The 17,704-nt window shown below is 64.6% G+C and carries 15 protein-coding genes and 3 pseudogenes; 16 read left to right on the forward strand and 2 right to left on the reverse strand.

Going from position 1 to position 17,704, the window contains the following annotated elements; genetic code table 11:
- Nucleotides 1–58: 58 nt before the first annotated feature.
- From ACT6QU_RS09085 to ACT6QU_RS09125, 9 genes are all read left to right on the forward strand, one after another.
- A complete protein-coding gene (locus ACT6QU_RS09085; RefSeq protein ID WP_024586820.1) occupies nucleotides 59–874 on the forward strand; it encodes an ABC transporter permease in 816 nt (271 codons plus the stop codon).
- Nucleotides 871–1,677, forward strand: a complete 807-nt coding sequence (locus ACT6QU_RS09090; RefSeq protein ID WP_444565170.1) for an ABC transporter permease — start codon at nucleotides 871–873, stop codon at nucleotides 1,675–1,677. The genes ACT6QU_RS09085 and ACT6QU_RS09090 overlap by 4 nt, the downstream gene beginning before the upstream one ends.
- The gene (locus ACT6QU_RS09095; RefSeq protein ID WP_444565171.1) at nucleotides 1,674–2,432 is read left to right on the forward strand and encodes an ABC transporter ATP-binding protein; all 759 of its coding nucleotides are present in this window, start codon (nucleotides 1,674–1,676) and stop codon (nucleotides 2,430–2,432) included. The genes ACT6QU_RS09090 and ACT6QU_RS09095 overlap by 4 nt, the downstream gene beginning before the upstream one ends.
- Nucleotides 2,429–2,752, forward strand: a complete 324-nt coding sequence (locus ACT6QU_RS09100) for a hypothetical protein (RefSeq protein WP_444565172.1) — start codon at nucleotides 2,429–2,431, stop codon at nucleotides 2,750–2,752. The genes ACT6QU_RS09095 and ACT6QU_RS09100 overlap by 4 nt, the downstream gene beginning before the upstream one ends.
- 13 nt (nucleotides 2,753–2,765) lie before the next feature.
- On the forward strand, nucleotides 2,766–3,830 hold the full coding sequence (locus ACT6QU_RS09105; protein WP_444565173.1) for an ABC transporter substrate-binding protein: 1,065 nt from the start codon (nucleotides 2,766–2,768) through the stop codon (nucleotides 3,828–3,830).
- 78 nt (nucleotides 3,831–3,908) lie between these two features.
- Complete coding sequence (locus ACT6QU_RS09110) at nucleotides 3,909–4,688, forward strand: SDR family oxidoreductase (protein WP_444565174.1); 780 nt, start codon at nucleotides 3,909–3,911, stop codon at nucleotides 4,686–4,688.
- 32 nt (nucleotides 4,689–4,720) lie between these two features.
- Nucleotides 4,721–5,485 (forward strand): SDR family NAD(P)-dependent oxidoreductase, encoded by a 765-nt coding sequence (locus tag ACT6QU_RS09115; RefSeq protein WP_444565184.1) that lies wholly within the window; start codon nucleotides 4,721–4,723, stop codon nucleotides 5,483–5,485.
- Between the two features lie 31 nt (nucleotides 5,486–5,516).
- The gene (locus tag ACT6QU_RS09120) at nucleotides 5,517–6,644 is read left to right on the forward strand and encodes an iron-containing alcohol dehydrogenase (protein WP_444565175.1); all 1,128 of its coding nucleotides are present in this window, start codon (nucleotides 5,517–5,519) and stop codon (nucleotides 6,642–6,644) included.
- A gap of 49 nt (nucleotides 6,645–6,693) precedes the next feature.
- A complete protein-coding gene (locus ACT6QU_RS09125; RefSeq protein ID WP_444565185.1) occupies nucleotides 6,694–7,098 on the forward strand; it encodes a VOC family protein in 405 nt (134 codons plus the stop codon).
- Between the two features lie 96 nt (nucleotides 7,099–7,194).
- Here ACT6QU_RS09125 and greA read toward each other — a convergent pair.
- Nucleotides 7,195–7,676: pseudogene (greA, locus tag ACT6QU_RS09130) on the reverse strand (transcription elongation factor GreA).
- 124 nt (nucleotides 7,677–7,800) lie between these two features.
- Between greA and ACT6QU_RS09135 the strand changes: the two are divergent.
- From ACT6QU_RS09135 to ACT6QU_RS09155, 5 genes and pseudogenes are all read left to right on the forward strand, one after another.
- Nucleotides 7,801–7,944, forward strand: a pseudogene (locus ACT6QU_RS09135) (ABC transporter permease); the annotation flags it as partial.
- 1,029 nt (nucleotides 7,945–8,973) lie between these two features.
- On the forward strand, nucleotides 8,974–10,086 hold the full coding sequence (locus ACT6QU_RS09140; RefSeq protein WP_444565176.1) for a hypothetical protein: 1,113 nt from the start codon (nucleotides 8,974–8,976) through the stop codon (nucleotides 10,084–10,086).
- 490 nt (nucleotides 10,087–10,576) lie between these two features.
- Complete coding sequence (locus ACT6QU_RS09145) at nucleotides 10,577–11,686, forward strand: hypothetical protein (RefSeq protein ID WP_444565177.1); 1,110 nt, start codon at nucleotides 10,577–10,579, stop codon at nucleotides 11,684–11,686.
- Nucleotides 11,687–11,775: 89 nt separating this feature from the next.
- On the forward strand, nucleotides 11,776–12,426 hold the full coding sequence (locus tag ACT6QU_RS09150; protein ID WP_444565178.1) for a hypothetical protein: 651 nt from the start codon (nucleotides 11,776–11,778) through the stop codon (nucleotides 12,424–12,426).
- Nucleotides 12,423–15,479 carry an AAA family ATPase gene (locus tag ACT6QU_RS09155; RefSeq protein WP_444565179.1) on the forward strand — a complete coding sequence of 1,019 codons (3,057 nt, stop codon included), beginning with the start codon at nucleotides 12,423–12,425 and terminating at the stop codon, nucleotides 15,477–15,479. Before ACT6QU_RS09150 ends, ACT6QU_RS09155 begins: the two co-directional genes overlap by 4 nt.
- Nucleotides 15,480–15,736: 257 nt before the next feature.
- Here the strand turns inward: ACT6QU_RS09155 and ACT6QU_RS09160 are convergent.
- Nucleotides 15,737–16,008, reverse strand: a pseudogene (locus ACT6QU_RS09160) (sunset domain-containing protein).
- A gap of 407 nt (nucleotides 16,009–16,415) precedes the next feature.
- Between ACT6QU_RS09160 and ACT6QU_RS09165 the strand changes: the two are divergent.
- Both ACT6QU_RS09165 and ACT6QU_RS09170 read left to right on the forward strand, forming a co-directional pair.
- Nucleotides 16,416–16,763 (forward strand): hypothetical protein, encoded by a 348-nt coding sequence (locus ACT6QU_RS09165; protein WP_444565180.1) that lies wholly within the window; start codon nucleotides 16,416–16,418, stop codon nucleotides 16,761–16,763.
- A gap of 354 nt (nucleotides 16,764–17,117) precedes the next feature.
- Nucleotides 17,118–17,704: alpha/beta hydrolase family protein (locus tag ACT6QU_RS09170; protein WP_444836870.1), on the forward strand; the 587-nt coding region annotated here is incomplete at its 3' end.

Consider the following 17,704-nt stretch of genomic DNA (forward strand, 5'->3'; position numbering starts at 1 on the left):
GGAGGAAACATGAGCTTGTTCGGCACAATGCCGCGATCTGGCACTGACAAGCGGACGCATGATGACGGTCGCTGACGAAACCGCCCCCTTCTCGCCGGTTCCGTACCAGCGCACGTGGCAGGCGTTCAAGTTCGTCGCGCCGCTCATTTTTCTCGTCGTTGTGTGGCAGGTCGTCGTCACGGTGTTCAGCGTCAATCCGCGCATTTTCCCCGATGTGCCGACCGTTGCACGCGCGGGCTGGGGCACCATCGTGGACGGCTCGCTATTCGCCCATGTCGGCGCATCGCTCTGGCGGGTGACGGTCGGGACGGTCCTCGCGATCCTGACGGCTGTGCCGCTCGGCATCGCGATGGGCGTCAGCAAGCCCGTATCGGATTTCCTGACGCCTCTGTTCCGCTTCTTTTCGGTCCTCGCCGGCATCGCCTGGATTCCCATCGCGACGCTCTGGTTCGGCTACGGCTTTGGCGCGATCACCTTCGTGATCTTCAATGCCGTTTTCTTCGTCGTCGCCTACAACACGCTGCTCGGCGTATCGACGATCCCGATGCCTCTGCGACACGCCGCAGCGTCTCTCGGCACAAGCCGTTGGCAGATGCTGAAGGAAGTGCTGTTGCCGGGCGCGCTGCCCAATATCGTGATCGGTATCCGCACGGGGATCGGCTTCGCGTGGCGCGGTCTCATCGCCGCGGAGATGATCGCGACCAATGTCGGCCTTGGCTACATGCTTTTTCTGGCCCGCGACTTCTACCGCACCGAAATCATCGTCTTTGCGATGATCGTGATCGGTCTCATCTGGCTTCTTCTCGACCGGCTTCTGCTCGCGCCTCTGGAACGCGCGACCATCGAACGCTGGGGATTGGTGCAGCGGACATGACCGCGATCTACACGATATGGGGCTATTACGCCCGCTGGACCGCGCGCTGGCCGGCAATGGCCGCCTTCGTGCCATTCGTTCCGCTGATCGCCGCGTGGGGCTTCATCGCCTGGCTCGAAATCTTCCCGCCCGTGTTTCTGCCGGGGCCGGTGGAGGTGGTCGAGCGTGCGTGGACCTTGCTCTACAAGGGCATCCTCACCGACTATCTTGCCGACAGCCTGTCGCGACTTGCCGTCGGTGCGGCCGTGGGGATGTGTATCGCGATACCGCTCGGCGTTCTGATCGGGCTGAGCCGCAGGGCGCACGATTTCGCCTGGCCGATCCTGCTCTTCTTTCAGGCCATCGGCGACATCGCATGGCTGCCGATCCTGCTGGTCTGGTTCGGTTTCGGCCTGACGACCATGACGTTCGTCATCGTCTACACCGTGCTGTTTCCGGTCGTTCTGAATACCGTCCTGGGCATTCGTTCGGTCAAGCCCGAACTGCGTCGCGCAGCGCAAAGCCTCGGCGCGTCGAAGCATCGCATCTTGCTCGAGGTCACGCTTCCCGGCGCACTGCCGAACATCATCACCGGTCTGCGCAACGGTCTTGGTTATGGCTGGCGCGCGTTGATCGCGGCCGAGATCATCGTCGGCACGAGCGGCATCGGCTTCCTCATGTTCGATGCCCGTCGCGCCGGCTCGGTCGAGGAGATCGTGGTCGGGATGATCGTGCTCGGCATCCTTTGGTACATTGTCGATAGCTGGTTCCTCGCGCCGATCGAGCGCGCGACGGGACAGCGTTGGGGGCTCGTGACGTCATGAAAAGCCTGGCTCTGGAAAACCTCTCCAAGACCTATTTCGACCCGTATCGCGGCACTCAGCACACGGCCATCAAGGACGTGTCGCTGAAGGTCGACGAAGGGGATTTCGTCGCGGTGGTCGGTCCGTCGGGTTGCGGAAAATCGACCATCCTCAACATGATCGCCGGCTTCGTGCCCACCTCCGGTGGTCGCATCATGGTCGGCGGCCGCGAGGTAAGGGGGCCGGGTCCGGATCGAGGCGTGGTGTTCCAGTCCTTCGCCCTGTTTCCGTGGAAGACCGTCGCGGAGAACGTGACGTTCGGACCCAAGATGCGAGGGGCGAGCAAGGAAGAGCGGGCAAGAATCGCGGAGGAGTATCTGGCGCTGGCCGGGCTTTCCCATGCCGCCGACCGCTATCCGAACGAACTGTCCGGCGGCATGCAGCAGCGCGTCGGCGTCGTGCGGGCATTGGCGAACAATCCAGACGTGCTGTTGATGGACGAGCCGTTCGCAAGCGTCGACGCCCAGACACGCATGACCCTCCAGGAAGAGCTGACCAAGATCTGGGAAGAGCGGCGCCCGACGGTCATCTTCATCACCCATGATGTCTCGGAAGCGGTGTTCCTGGCCAACAAGGTCGTGGTCCTGTCCAAGGGGCACGTTCTCGAGGAAGTGGACATCCCGCTGAAACGGCCGCGGATCTGGGATGACCTAGTCGAAGACGAGGCGTTCAAGACGCTGTCGAACCACGTCCTGCAACTGGTTCGCCGCGCATGAGCATGTGGCGCGACGCATTGGGCTCGACACGCGGCAAGGTCGTGATGGGCGTCCTCGCGGCCATCGTCGCCTGGCAGGTGTGGCTGTCGGTGGCGGCTGCGGGAAAGCTGGCCGACGGCATTCCGCAGGAAGGGCGACGGGTCGACGTTCTCGTCACGCTGCCCTTTGCGCCGGAACGGTTCCACATTCAGAAATTTCAAAGCCTGGGCCGGGTATCCGGCGCCAGCGGAAATTCCGTGCAGGTGCGCGGAGTCAACCGGGCGGACTTGAGGAAACTCGCGAGGCCCTTTTGGGTCGAGCGGGTGGAGCCGCTCACATGAGGAGGAGAAACTGATGATAAGGCGACTGGCATTAGCCGTCGGCCTGGCGCTTGCCTTGCCTTTGGCGGCAACCGCCCAGGACGACGACCTCGTTGAACTCAGCGCCGGCATGGTGTCCGGCATCGATCAGCTCGGACTTGCGATTGCGCTCGAGCAAGGCTTCTTCGAAAAGCATGGCCTCGACGTAAACATCGCCAACCCATACGCGACCGGCGTCGATGCCCTCAACGCGCTGCAGGCGGGCGAGGTTGATCTCGTACAGGTGGGCGTGCCGATGATCGGAGCCGTGATCCGGGGAATGGATCTCGTGGCGCTAGGCAACTACAGCGGCAATGCCGCGCAGCTCGGCTCCGACACGACGATGGCGCTTGTGGCGCGCGAAGGGTCCGAAATTTCGGGCGACGACCTGCCGACGTTGAAGGGCAAGCGGATCGCGGCGTCCTTCGGCACGATCAACCACCTCTACATCCTGGCGCTCATCGAGGCGGCCGGCCTGACGGTCGACGACGTCGAACTCGTCAATACGCCGCCGCCGGACATGACCGTCGCACTTCTGGCCGGCGGCATCGACGCCTTCGTCGGCTGGGACCCCTGGCCGATCGTCGCGCAGAAGGACGTGCCCGGCGCCTATCAGGTGATCCGGGGTGGCAACCACATTTCCTATGTCGGCTTCAATGTCGGCATGCGCGACTGGATCGCGGAGAATGGCGAAACGATCGAGAAATTCCTCGCCGCCGTCTCCGAAGCCGACCAGTGGATGCGGGCCAATCCGGCAGATGCGGCGCAGGTCGCGACACGCTGGATTCCAGGTCTTGATCCGGCGGTCGCCGAAGAGGCGATGGAATACAATGTGCAGCAGGCGGACCGGCGTTTGTCGGCAAACAACTATGCTGCCTTGCACGCGGCGGTTGAGCGCTTGAACCGGCTGGGCTTCATCGAGGAAACCTTCGACGTCAACGAACACATCGACGCGACGCACATCGTCAAGGTGATGGCCGAGCAGCCCGAATTGTTCTCTGACCTTCCGGAAATCCCCGAGGATGCCCGGATCGGCGAAGGCTATGCCTTTCAGCCGTGACCGGTAAACCCGTCCCGCCGTCTTCGGGCGGCGGGACCACGAGCACTGCGCGCTTGGCAAATCAGGAAGAGACGGAAGATGGATCTCGGCATCAAGGGCAGGACCGCAATCGTTTGCGGCGGATCGAAGGGACTGGGCCGAGGCTCGGCCGAAAAACTCGCGGAAGCGGGCGTTGCGATCGTGCTGAACGCGCGCTCGCAAGGGCCGCTGGAGGAAGCCGCTGCGCAGATATCCGGGCGATATGGCGTATCGGTCGTCCCTGTCGCGGCGGATGTCACCACGCCGGAAGGACGCGCCAAGCTGCTCGAGGCGGCACCCGACCCGGACATTCTCGTCAACAATGCCGGCGGCCCGCCCCCCGGCGTCTGGAGCGAGTGGGGCGAGAAGGAATGGCAGGACGCGATCCGCGCCAACATGCTGACGCCGATCCATCTCATCACCGCGGTGCTTCCCGGAATGATCGAGCGAAAGTGGGGGCGGATCGTCAACATCACCTCCGGCTCGGTCAAGGCGCCAATTGCAGCACTCGGCCTGTCGGGCGCAGCGCGCAGCGGTCTGACGGGCTTCGTTGCCGGCACGTCGCGGCAGGTCGCCCGCCACGGCGTCACCATCAACAATCTTCTGCCCGGACAACATGAGACCGCGCGTATCGAATCGCTGATGAACTCGACGGCGAAGACCAAGGGGATATCGGTCGATGAGGCGCGACAGGAGGCGTATGCGGCCAACCCGGCCGGGCGCTTCGGGACGATAGAGGAATTCGGCGCAACCTGCGCGTTTCTGTGCAGCGCCCATGCGGGCTACATCGTGGGCCAGAACATCCTTCTGGATGGCGGCGCCATCAACGCGACGTTCTGAAGGTGGTCTCCAGCGTGAAAGACAGGCCCGCGATGCATGAAGCCGAACCCGCGAACGCCGATTGGGCACGGCCGTTCTTCACCGGCAAGACAGTGCTCGTGACCGGCGGAACCTCCGGGATCGGCGCCGCGATCGCTGCCGGCTTCGCGCAGGCGGGCGCGCTCGTGACCGCGACCGGCGCCACGGAGGGCGAAGTCGAAGACGCCCAGAATGCCCATGCGGGAACCGGAATCGCCTTCGCCTCCCTCGACGTGCGCGATCGGGCCGGTGTCCAGGGTCTCGTCTCCCGCTTCGATGCGCTCGACGTCGCTGTCAATTGCGCAGGCGTCATCCGGCGCGGCGATGAACTCGACCCCGATGTCTTCGCTTCGGTCGTGGATATCAACCTGACAGGCTCGATGCGTGTCTGCGCAGCCGCGCGGCCGCTTTTGGCAAGGTCGGGCTGTGGCGCGATCATCAATCTCGCCTCGATGCTGTCCTTTCAAGGAGGAGGCCTCGTGCCCGGCTATTCGGCAAGCAAGGGAGGCATCGCGCAGATGACGAAGTCACTCGCCATTGCCTACGCCGCGGACGGCATCCGCGTGAACGCGGTCGCACCCGGGTGGATCGCGACGGCCCTCACAAAAAACCTGCGCGACGACCCTGCACGCAGCGACGCGATCATCGGGCGCACGGCGATGAAGCGCTGGGGAGAACCAGGCGACGTCGTCGGCGGCGCATTGTTTCTGGCATCGCCCGCCGCGTCGTTCGTCACAGGCGTGATCCTGCCGATTGACGGCGGCTACCTCGTCACCTGACATTTCCCTACCTGTTGACCCCGCGAGTATCATGAACATCATCACCTATCTGACGACGATCCATTTTGGCGCAGGCGCGCTCGCTTTCCTTCCCGACGCCATGCGCGACCTGGACATGACTAGGCCCCTCATCGTCAGCGACAGAGGTATCGCGGCGTCGGGATTGATCGACAAGTTGACGGCACTTCTGCCGGCAAACCCGGCGCTGTTCCTCGACGTGCCGACCAACCCGACCGAAAGCGCAGTCAAGGAAGCACTCCAGCTCTATCGCGAAGCCGAGTGCGACGGCGTCGTCGCGTTTGGCGGCGGGTCGCCCATCGATCTGGCCAAGGGTGTGGCGCTGCTGGCGACTCACGAGGGTGAACTCGAGCATTACGCTGCGATCCTGGGTGGTATCCCTCGTATCACCCCTGCCGTTGCGCCGCTGATCGCCATCCCCACCACGGCGGGAACCGGTTCCGAAGTCGGCCGGGCGGCGCTCATCACGCTGGAGGACGAGCGCAAGCTCGGCTTCATCAGCCCGCACCTCATTCCCAAGCGCGCAATCTGCGACCCCGAACTGACACTTGGGCTGCCCCCAAACCTGACCGCGGCAACGGGATTGGACGCGCTGTCGCACTGCATCGAAACCTATCTGTCGCCGCGCTTCAACCCGCCCGCCGAGGCGATCGCGATCGATGGCTTCGCGCGGCTTTGGAACGCACTTCCCACGGCGTTCGCCGATGGCGCCAATCTCGAAGCCCGCTCGGAGGTCATGATGGGCGCCCTTCAAGGCGGACTGACTTTCCAGAAGGGCCTCGGTGCGGTCCACGCCCTCAGCCACGCGCTTGGTGGCCTCAAGGCCCTCAAGCTTCACCATGGCACGCTCAACGCGATCCTCATGCCGCCGGTCCTGCGCTGGAATGCCGAGGCGGCAGCCGGCAAGATCGCCCGGCTCGAGACTGCCATCGGGCTACCCGCCGCCGCGACGCCTTTGGCGGACGCGCTTGACGCACTCAATGCGAGGCTCGGCACGCCGCGGACATTGTCCGAACTCGGCGTCACGCGCGAGGTGTTCGACTGGACATGCGAGCGCGCCCTGGCCGACCACAGCCACCAGACAAACCCCCGCGCTCTTTCCGGCGCGGATTATGCAGCCATCCTCGAAAGTGTGATGTAACACCACAGGAGGTGTCACCCGCTTGCGATCAACCATCAAGGCCTTGATCATGACTTACGGATTTCATCACGTTCACATCAAGACGCATGACCCGAAGAGCGTGGCTGACTGGTTCGGCAACGCATTCGGCTTCGAGATCGTGATCGATGCCGAAAGGGCGAGCGGAGACCGGATCATCCGCTGCGCGCTCGGCGCCAATCAGCCGCCATTCATCGTCATTACCAGCCCGGTCCCGGGTCAGGACCTGCCAGAGGGTCGCACGCATCAATCGCTGGGTCTGGAACATTTCGCATTGACGACGGACGACGTCCCTGCGGCTGCCGATCGGCTCGTCGAACTAGGTGCGGTACTCGTGGACGGCCCCACCACCGCACCGGACGGCACCGTCATGGCATTTCTGACCGTCCCCGGTGACGTCCGTATCGAACTGGTGCATTTCCCGACCGGAGTTTGAATCGTCGATCCCTGCTGACGTCCGGGCGTCACCCTGCGCAGCAGCAAGCGGGACGCCGAGAAACGGCCTCCGACGCCAAGCGTCTGAGCGGATTCGCTAAGATATAGAGAGAATTTCGATCTGGTGCGGTCCCAGACGTGCGACATCGCCAACGCTCTTGCCGAGCAGCGCCACGGCGACGGGCGATCCGTCCGATATCGTTCCCTGCGACGGGTTCGCCTCGTCCTCACCCACGATACGGAATGTCTGAACCCTTCCATCATCACGTTCGAACGTCACTGTATGGCCGAATGCGATGACGTCGTTCGAAGAGGGTTTCGGACGTAGCACCGCCGTTCGTAGACGTTCGGCGTAGTAGCGCACGTCGCGAAATGCACCGCCGACTGCCGGCGCCTTTCGTTGATATCTTCGAGCGAGGACGCAGCATCGAGCGCCTTTCGCGCACGCTCCAATTCGGTTTCAAGGATCTTGAAACCAGCCTCGGTGACGAAATTGGGCCGATCCGATATCGGGCGTGCGGGCAGGACGGTCTCGGATGCTGCCTCTGCGCTTTCTTCTTTGACGAACGCGACGCTCATCGGGTCACACCTCCTGCGGAAACCTTACCTATTTGGTTGGACCGCGATTGCCATTCAAGGCGCATGCGCCGCGCAGATCAGATTCCTCCTGCGCACGCGGAACACGGCTCCGTTCAGGACGTGGCTCCTAGTCTGTCCGAAGGGTTTCTACGGCTGGGATCGCTATGCGCGCATCGCGCGCGGCTTGCGATCTCGGCCAGCGCGCAGGGCTATGTCTCGGCGGTGGTGCAGCTCGGCGCGACGCCGATGCGGGGTCTATGTCCGCCACACTCGCGGCGAGATTAATCGACCGAAAGTAGAATGCGAATTAATTATATGGCGGAGAGAGAGGGATTCCCCGCCAAATAACTGGAAAATAACAGTTTTTCGGCCCTTTTTGCCGATCGACCTGCTGATCGCGATACCCCGAGGGATACCCGAGCGCATCGAACGCTAGCCGGCTTGGCTGCGATCGGCAAGCCGGCGCGATGTGATTTTCGGGACTTGCGGCCGATCGTGCAGGGGTGGCTGGTCAAAAGTAGCTGGGCTCGCGTTGTGCGAGCAGACGCCGCATTTATCCGCCGGTTATCGCTCTGATGTAAGCAAGCCCGACCAAGCGTCGGAAATCGATTTCCCTCGCTACAGGATCGCTCGGCCGTGTCTCGTCGTGAGCGGCATCGAACTTGCGTGTTCATGACAGCGTGCGCCCCTCGGTGGGATTGTCGTCTACCGTCGCTACCTCGCCGCCGCATTCATCCCAAACTGCAATTGGGCCCTGCAACGAGCGATATGGCCCGCTCTCAATGCCCCGGAAACCACCCCGCTGAACTCTGAATCCGCTTCACTTGCCGTTACTGCAGGCAATGCGCGGGGCTTGAGACATCGAGGCTGCGGTGCGGCGGGTTCGACTAGGTCACGCGTCGCAGGGCGCGCGTTCGTATTCCGAGGCGAGCAACGAGCACTTGGTTTCTCAAGTTTTCGAGGTGTGAAATAAATCCGCATCGCCGAATGTTGGCTCGCGGACGACAGAAACGAAGAATGAGCCAGTTCAAGAAGAAGTAACATCGTAATATTATATCGCTGTATGCAGTAAAGCCTGTTGAATTGGGAAATCTGCAGCGGTTGCATATTCACAAATGGCGATCTAACCTTGTGTATGACGGATGAGCGAAAAGCGTTCATCTGCATTTAGCGCACAAGGAGAGGTCCACAGCGCATGAGTGACATTACGAAGACTTCCGCCCCGGCGAAAACCAACACTGTCGCCAAATCGCGCAAGGGAGCGGCCTCCGGGCCCTCGCGCGTGCGAGAGAAGGCAATGACGGACGGTGCGTCCGACACCGCGCTCGAGACCGGGATCGTCCCGACTCCGGCGCTTCCGCAAACCTTCGACGCGTTCGTCAAGACGCTGACGAGCGAGGAGGCACACGAGCTCGACGAGATCGCGGCGAAGTTCGGATCGGTCGATGCCCGCGAGGCCGACGACGCGTTCGAGCAGGGAGCTTGGGTCGAGCGGCTTTACGAGATCATCCCAGCGGAGATGACGTTGAGCAGCTTCATCGAGACGCGGTGCGACCGCACCTTGCGCAGCGCGCGGCATTACCGGCAGGTCCACCAGAATCTCTCGGCGCACCGCAAGACGGCGGTCGCGCTGCGCGTCCATCCGACTACGCTGATCGAGCTTTCGGCTGGCACGGTAAGCCCGGAGCAGATCGAGGCGGTGTTCGAGATGTACCGGGCGGAAAAGCGCCCATCGATCTCGGCGGTCAAGAAGTACCTGAAAAGCGGCATGCCCGGCGCGGACGGCACTGACGGACACGGCCCGGCCGATGCCGGCGGCGTTTCGGGACTGGGGTCGAAGGCGCGCGAACGCGTTTCGGCCGACGCAAAGCGGTTCGTCGCGATCCTTGTCGCAATCGGGAACGTTGCGTTCAAGGCGCTCGAAACCCACAAAGGCAAGGACCACAAGATCCGCAGCGTCCTCGCCAAGGCCTTGCCGAACGAGGCGCGGCTTGCCCGGGCCATCCTGCTCACCATGATCTCGTCGCCGAACGCACCGGCGGGGTCCGAGTTCATCACCGTCGAGGTCGACCGGTCGGGCCGCTGGGGCGCGGTCGAGAAGATGCTCGAGGTGCTGGCGAACCCCAAGGCCTACCCGCATGGGCGTGATGCGACGATCTGGATCGTCGAACAGGTCTTGCCGGCGATCACCTGGGCGATCGGCAAGGATCCGAGCTGGCGCAGCGATCTCGCCCGCAAAGCGGTCGCCGCCCCGGCGCTCGATGCAGGCGACGCGTTGGCAGACGGCCTGGTGGATGATGACGGCGAGGTCGAAGTCGAAACGCCGATGTCCGAGCCGCTGGCCCAGCTCGCGGCTGTCGGCGGCGACAACGTCATCGACTTCGAACCGCAATCGCCGCGCCCGCGCTAAGGCGCGCCGGCCGCGTTGCCCTTAAGTCCAAGCCCCCGCCGGAAACGGCGGGGGCTTTTTTTTGGCGGGCGCGGTCGGGCTTTCTCGCGATCGCGACCGAAATCGAAATGGAAGTGGCGGACCGTTTCGAGGTGGTGATTGAATAACGGGGCGCAATCGCGACCGGAAACGCAGCTGAGTTCGGCATCGTGGTCGGCGTGCGGTTGCCGTTGCCTTCGCGCCGCGCGCCCGTCGCGTTCGATGAGAACAGTGCGCGGTGGTCGGCAACGGTTCCCGATCGAAGCCGCAGGCTCCCCATCACTTGGGAGCCCCGCATTAACCAACAACCGGCTTAGAGCCCCAGGGGCCCCTTGAGCCCGATGCTCGCGCCGGTCATGTTGGGGGCGTGACGGCGACGGCAATCGCAGTTCACGACATCAAGCGGCCCGAACCGAGACGGCAATCCCGGAACGGGCCTGACCCTCAACCTCGGTACGAGAGGAATCGGGCTATGACCATCTCTACCGGACGCGCTGCGTCCGACCAAGCGGCGCGTGCCGCCAACGACCTTTCCGTCAATCCCGCGCGAAGCGGCCTCGGCCGCGCGAGTTCCGACATCGGCGGATCGGCCTCGTCCGATCGCCCGTGGCATCGGCTCGATGCAGGCCAACTGAACGAGGCCTTCGATCGCCTGATCGACAAGACGGTGGCGGCCGCCGCATCGCCCGCGGCGAGCGACCAGCTCGACCTGACCTTCGGCTCGCTCGGTGCGATCGCGTCGTTCATTCATTCCGCGCGCTGCCACGACGGCCTGATGCTTCAGGCTGGCCTCGCGCTGATCGCGGCGACGCATCCGGACCTGACCGTCCTGACCCGCGACGTCGAGCTTCCCGTCACCGAGGCCGCGCAGGCGCTGATCGCCCGCAACCGGCCGACCGAGCTCTCCGGCATCCGGCTTGCCGCCGAGGTCTTTGCCCGTGAGCATTACAAGGCCGATCTCGTCATCGTCGACGAGGCACGACGCTATGCGGTCGTCTGCGACGTCAAGCGGTCGATCGCTTCCTACAACGCCGCCAAGCTCGGGCGGCTGAAGGCCAAGCTCCTCGCTTGCGCCGTCGTCGCTCCGGATCATTTGCGATCCCGCCACCAGATCGATGGGGTGCGAACCTGCCACGCCGCGATCCTCGATCTGTCCGGCCATACCGATCTGTCCGACCCGGACGTGTTCGGCATTGACGCGCTCGACGCCTTCCTGCGCATCGACGGGGCAGGGGCCGCGCTGCGGGATCTGAAGCGCCGGTTCGGCGCGGCGGTTCAGGCGGTGCTGGTCGATCGGCTGCGGGCGGCATATCCGGCGGCGATGGGTTCGGATCGTGCGGAGACGGACTCTGCCAGGTCCAGTACCCACGCCATCCATGCGCGGACCGCGGCCATGGATCCCGGGGAGGACGCCGACCGCAATGTCGGGTCTGACGACATGGACGCCCATGGCACTGCATCGAAGGACGTCGCGAGTGCTGAGCTTCCGGACGGACCATCCGATGCCCGCGCCCGGCGCGTGCTGGCGATGATGCCGGCGATCTCGGTCGCGCTTGCACGACCAGTGGCCGGCACGGCCTGACGCCGCCGTCCGCGACACCCGACCCCATCCCCTCCTTCCTGTTCGATGACGCCGGGCGCTCTGCCGCGGCGCGGAAAGGTCTTGTCATCATGACGCCCACCGACGCCACCTTCCTGTCCACCTCACACATGACGCCTGTTTCGGATCTGCCGTCGGCAGCCCTGCGGCGCGGCCTGCCGCTTGCCCTTCCGCTGCTCGCCCTCGGCCCGGTCCGGAAATCGATTGCCGCCGCCGGCGATGATGGTCCGCAGAACTCTCCGAACGCAGTGGATGCGATCGGGCGCTTCGGCTATCTCGCAATGGGCTGCGCCGACGACGTGCTCCGTTCCGGCGTTCTTGATGACGCCGTCTCCGCTACGGAGTTGAGCAGCGGTGCCGATCCGTGCGGCTCGACGCCGCGGATCAGTGCCAACGACAATGCCAGCGACGCGGCGATCCTGCGCACCCGCGGCGACGAACCTGCCGTCGTCATCGGCCTTGCGTTGCGCCATGCACGCTTCGGCACTGGCGACATACCCTTCGCGATCGTCTGCGCCCTGCATCGCCATGCCGCCGCGGGCGACGGCGCGGCGAAAGCGACACTCGACATGCTCAAGCGCCGCATCGAGCGGCGTCAGCAGCAGCGACGGGATCGTTACGCGGCGATCGGTCTGCGAAGTCATTGGCTTCTCATGGCGCAGACGGTCACCCCGCGCCTGCAGGTCATACGCCCTGACGAAACCGGGGAGGCCGGCCGATGAAGACGGTCACGCTGCGCCTTGCCAGACGCCTCGCCTCGCTTGTCGAACTGCGCGACGTCCAGCGCGCGGTCATCAACGATGCGTTCGGCGCGTACACCTGGATTGACGAGGTCGAGCTTGACGACGTCGATCTGAAGCTCGTCGCGACGAAACGCCGGAAAGAGGCGGCGCGGCGCACGACGATCAGCGCATTCCACCCGGGACCGCCGGACGTCGATCCGATCGCCGAGCGGCAGCATCGCCACGGTCGCGAACATCCCGTTGGCCGCGACGTCGACATCGGCGAGCTCGCCGTCTGCCTGATGCTGATGCCGGCTTTGAGACGCCTCGGAGCACGCAACCTCCTAGCCGCGCTGCACCGTGTGCAGCCCGTCATCGCCGTCCATGGCGCAGTCCGCGGCTTCGAACGCCGCTTTGCCGGCATGCTGGACGAGATGCTGCGCGTGCCGCGGGTCAAGATGCGCGTCCTGACGATCGACAGTCCGAACAAGCTCGATGCGTCGATGAGGAGCCTCGACACGACACTCCCCATTATCAATATCCAGTCGTCGGCATTCAGTGACGCTGCGCCAGTGGCGCTTCGCAAATGCCTCGCAAAGGCTATGCGCGAGCGCATGCCGATCGTCGTCACCGGAGATGCGCCGCCCGTCGATCTGCCCGCCCGCGTGACAGTCGTCCTGGACATGACGCTGCAGGCCGCACCGCTCGACTGGCCGATGCTCGCGGAGCTGATCGACGCCAAGACCGGGATCGATGCCGAGCCGATCCTGAATGCGGTGGAAGCCTTCCCGATGGATCTCGCAGCCTTGTCGCTTGACGATCTTGTTATGGCGATCCGGCCCGGTCACGACCTCGCGACAATTCTCGCGCGGTTGCAGGTTCTTGCCGCGGCCAGCGCCGCGGAGCCTTCCGAGGACGAGGACGATGAGACGAAGTCGAAGGACGGACGCTCGAGCGGATCGACCTGGCGGCGCAATCGCAATGGTACCGCCGGCACGGGCTCGACGAGGATCGATCCGCAGCCCGTTCCGGCAGAAGGGGACGTTTCGAACCCGTCGGGGTCGGATCGTGCTCCCGCCGCGCCAGCGGCTGTCGCTGGCGAGATTCACACGGTCCCAGCCGAGGTCTCCGGTGACGTCCATACGGTTCCGGCTGCGCCGAACGCCACAGGAAATGCGCGCATGGATGTCGGCGCGACGGAGGCGGCAGCGGAGACCATTGCACCAGCTGCCGCTAACGATCAACCGGCGCGCCCGCCAACAAAGCGTCCGGCTCCGGTCGCGACCGTCGAGACACTGGCAGGGTACGGCGAGGCGCGCTCTTGGGCATTGAACCTCAAGACCGATCTCGATCTCTGGCATGCCGGCATGGTGTCCTGGTCGGACCTCTCGACCAAGCTCCTCTTGTCCGGACCACCCGGCACCGGCAAGACGACCTTCGCCCGCGCGCTTGGCAACACGCTGCAGCTGCCGGTCTTCGCGACCTCGGTCGCAACATGGCTCGAGGCGTCGCATCTCGGCGACGTCCTCGGCCGCATGCGCGACTGCTTCGCCGAAGTCCAAGCGGCACGGCCCTGCATCCTCTTCATCGACGAGATCGACGGCATCGGCCGGCGGCAGGAACGGGCGCGCGAGTATGCCGACTACTGGAACGCGATCGTCAACAAGGCGCTCGAGCTGATGGACGGGGCATTGAAGACCGACGGCATCATCATCGTCGGCGCGACCAACAGGCCGAACGACATCGAGCCGGCGCTGCGCCGTTCCGGCCGGCTCGAAACGCATATCGTCATTCCGAAGCCGGACATGCATGCGCTCGAAAGCATCATCGCGTTCCATCTCGGCGACGATCTCGACCGCGCTGCGGCAACGATGCCGTCGGCGGAGGCTTCGGCCGCGGAGCCTGCCGGAGATCAGGACCGCAGGCGAGATCCATCGGAACCCATAGAATCCATCGGTCAGCAGCGCGGCCAAACCGATGCCGGGAATGAGACACCAGCACAGCCAGGAGCGGCCTCGACAGGCGACAACTGCTCGCCGTCGCGCAAGCGCAAGCGTCCCCGCGCATCGAGCGAGACGCGCGCCGCCGCCATCGACGGTCCGGACCAGACCGTCATTGTCGAAGGTGGAGTCTACGCAGGTCAATGGGACCACCCTGGCAAGGCCGGGGCAAGGGAGGGCACGGAAACGTCTGATGGACCCGCCGGCGAGCCAAGTGCGTCCACGGCATCGGAGCGGCAGACTATCCGAACGCTGGGCGCACGCGTTTCCACGCGCACTTTCGATCCGCCAGGGTCGAGCCAGACGAAACCAGGCGTCGGCGACCGACAGCCCACCCTGCGCGCTCATGCACTGCGGCTTTTGGCGCGGACGGCACGCGGCATGACCGGCGCGGACGTCGAGCGCGCGATCCGCGAGGAGCGTCAGCGCTGCCGCCGCGCCCGGATCGCGATGTCGTTCGACGGGGTGCGCGAAGCCCTGCGCGGCGATCGCGCCAACCATTCCGATGCCCTGAGAAGGCAGATGGCGATCCATGAAGCCGGCCATGCCGTCGTCGCCAGAGCCTTGAAGCTCGGTATCCAGGTCGACCTGACGATCGACGACCCCGAGGGCGGCCAGTCGCGGCTTGCCGCAAACATGGGCGACATCCAAACCGAAGCGCGGATGACCGACGTCCTGACGATGCTGCTCGCCGGCCGTGCCGCCGAGATGGTGCATGGCCTCCAGCCGCTCGCCGGCTCCGGCATGATTGACGGCAGCGACCTGCAGATCGCGACTCGGCTTGCTCTCGATCTCGAATGCCGCGGCGGCTTCTCCGATCGTACTCCGCTGCTCTATGTCGATCCGGCCTCGACCAACGCGCTCTATTCCGCCCGTCCGGATGCCTACCAGCGCGCCAACACCCGCCTGGAAGACGCCTTGGCTCGGGCGACACGACTGATCGACTGGGCCCGTCCGGCGCATGCGGCGCTCACCGAGCAGCTCCTCGTCTACGGCACGCTCGACGGAGCCGAGGTCGATGCGATCTTGGGACCGATTATGGACGAGGGGTGACCCGCCGGCCCTGAAAGAGCATCAAGGAGCAGAGCTGTGGACGCGTCGTCGGACCCCATCGGGTTTGTGCGCCGGTCGAAAACGGCGATTCCCAATCGGGCGCCGGCGATTCACGATCCCACGCGTTCGATTCCGATCCGGTCCCTTCCGATTCCGGAATGCTGTCGGACGATTCTGGGTGTGAGTTTGGCGATTCCTGCCTGCGGGATCGCGATTCCTGTTGCCAGATCCGCGTTGCGTGATGGCTGAAGCGCGATTCAGATGCGCGAACGACGCCAGCCGGCCTGGCGGGCCTCGGTCTCGCTGCAGAACCAGCGCTCGCCGTAGCGCGAGGAGATGCGCGTTTGCGCGTAATACTTCTGCCCGGGCACACATGGTAGATGCGTTCGCCGATGTCGATGCTGACGTGGCCCTTGATGGCGCAGCCGCTGCCGGGCAATGCGGCACGTGCCGACGACCACATGGATCCGGACGGTGCCAAGGACGACAGGTCGGTGGTGTAGCCGGCCCCGGCCGCGCCGCCGATCATCAGGACGATTGGCAGGAGCGGCACAGATGGGCGTCGGTGGTGTCGCGCGCGGGCCATGCGGCGAGCATGCGCGTCACGCCTTACCGTCCGCCTTCGGGCGGCATTCGAATTTGCTTCAATGTGCGCAGAAGCTGATCAAGATCAACTCGAGTGCGACGGATGTGCGGCGACCTCGGACCAACGTGCCGGGACATCGCCTCACATCGTCTTAAGGCAGTTCGATTTGGCGCAATTTTCCTTGATCCGATTCCAACTTCGATTTCCGCGATTCAGAAACCGAGAATTACGTTGCCGAACGCCAGATTCGCGTTGCTTCGCAAACGGCGTTTGCGCTCTACCGGTTCTCGGGGCAAGAAGGCCGGATCATCGCGGGCAGGAGCCGGCGACCTATCTGGACCGAGCCCCCCATGCCCCGGAAATCGATTTCCACCCGAAACGACGAGCAGCGCGAACGACAGGCCGAGTTGCGCCGGCGCAACCTCGAAAAGCGACGCCCGACCCGCGACGACATCGCCCGCATCGTGCTGTGGCAGGTGATCACACGCGTCCACGAGAAGGAAATGCCGAAAGCCTGGGAGCGGATCGCGGACGGGATTGTCGACCAACTCGCCGAGCAGGGCTTCGACGCTCGCGAGAGCGGGCTGGTGATCGAGGATCTGGTGCAGCGCTACACCAGCGGGCGCGGCGGGTTCCGGCGCAAGACGCATCTGAGTGCTCGGCAAGCTGCAGATGGCGAGGACAAGGGAGGCGGCTGAGGCACCGGATCGTAGTGCGGTCACTGATGCCAGCATGATGCCAGCCTACGGCCTGTGTGGTGGGGGCAGAAGACTGCGGCGCTTACGTTGATCGAAGGGAACGTCCGCGGTCCGATCAGCGGCATCGCAGGCCAGCACCGACCCCGTTGCGGCAAATTCCGTTCGGCAGATCAAGGCACTCGTCCCCCCGTTACTCCCTGAAACGTCGTTTGCAAAAGAATCGCAAAAATTGAGGCCTGGAGAGGTGAACATGCGTCGGAAACGTTACCCGCCCAGATCGTGTCCGGCGCTGGAGCTGCAGCGCAGCTGCCGCGTTAGCGCATCAACCTGCCAATCCGCCATGGAACACGCTGGATGGACATTCTGATCGATACGGGCGACGCCCCGTTCGCGACGCTGATCTTCGCCCATGGTGCGGGCGCTCCGATGGATGCGGCAGTGATGAACCGATGCACCGAATTGCTCTGCCAGGCAGGCTTTCGCATCGCCCGGTTCGAGTTCGCCTATATGGCTGCGCGGCGAAACGGTCAGCGAAAGCCGCCGCCGAAGGCCGAGACACTTGTCGAAGAATACCGCGCGGCGGTCGCGGCTCTCGACGCCACGGGCCCGCTCATCATCGGCGGCAAGTCGATGGGCGGGCGCGTCGCCTCGATGGCATCGGATGGCCTCCATGCCGATGGCAAGGTCGCCGGGCTCTTCTGTCTTGGATACCCGTTTCACCCGCCGGCCAAGCCGGAGCAGTTGCGCACCGCGCATCTGCTGGACCTGAAGACGCCGGCGCTCATCTGTCAGGGCACGCGGGATCCGTTCGGTACGCAGGAGGAGGTCGCCGGCTACAAGCTTCCCGCATCCATCGAAATCCAGTGGTTCGAGGATGGCGACCATGACCTGAAGCCGCGCAAATGGGTCTCCGGCTTCACTCAGGCCGAGCACCTTGCAGC

The sequence above is a fragment of the Aliihoeflea sp. genome (assembly GCF_052435475.1).
Classification (GTDB): domain Bacteria; phylum Pseudomonadota; class Alphaproteobacteria; order Rhizobiales; family Rhizobiaceae; genus Aliihoeflea.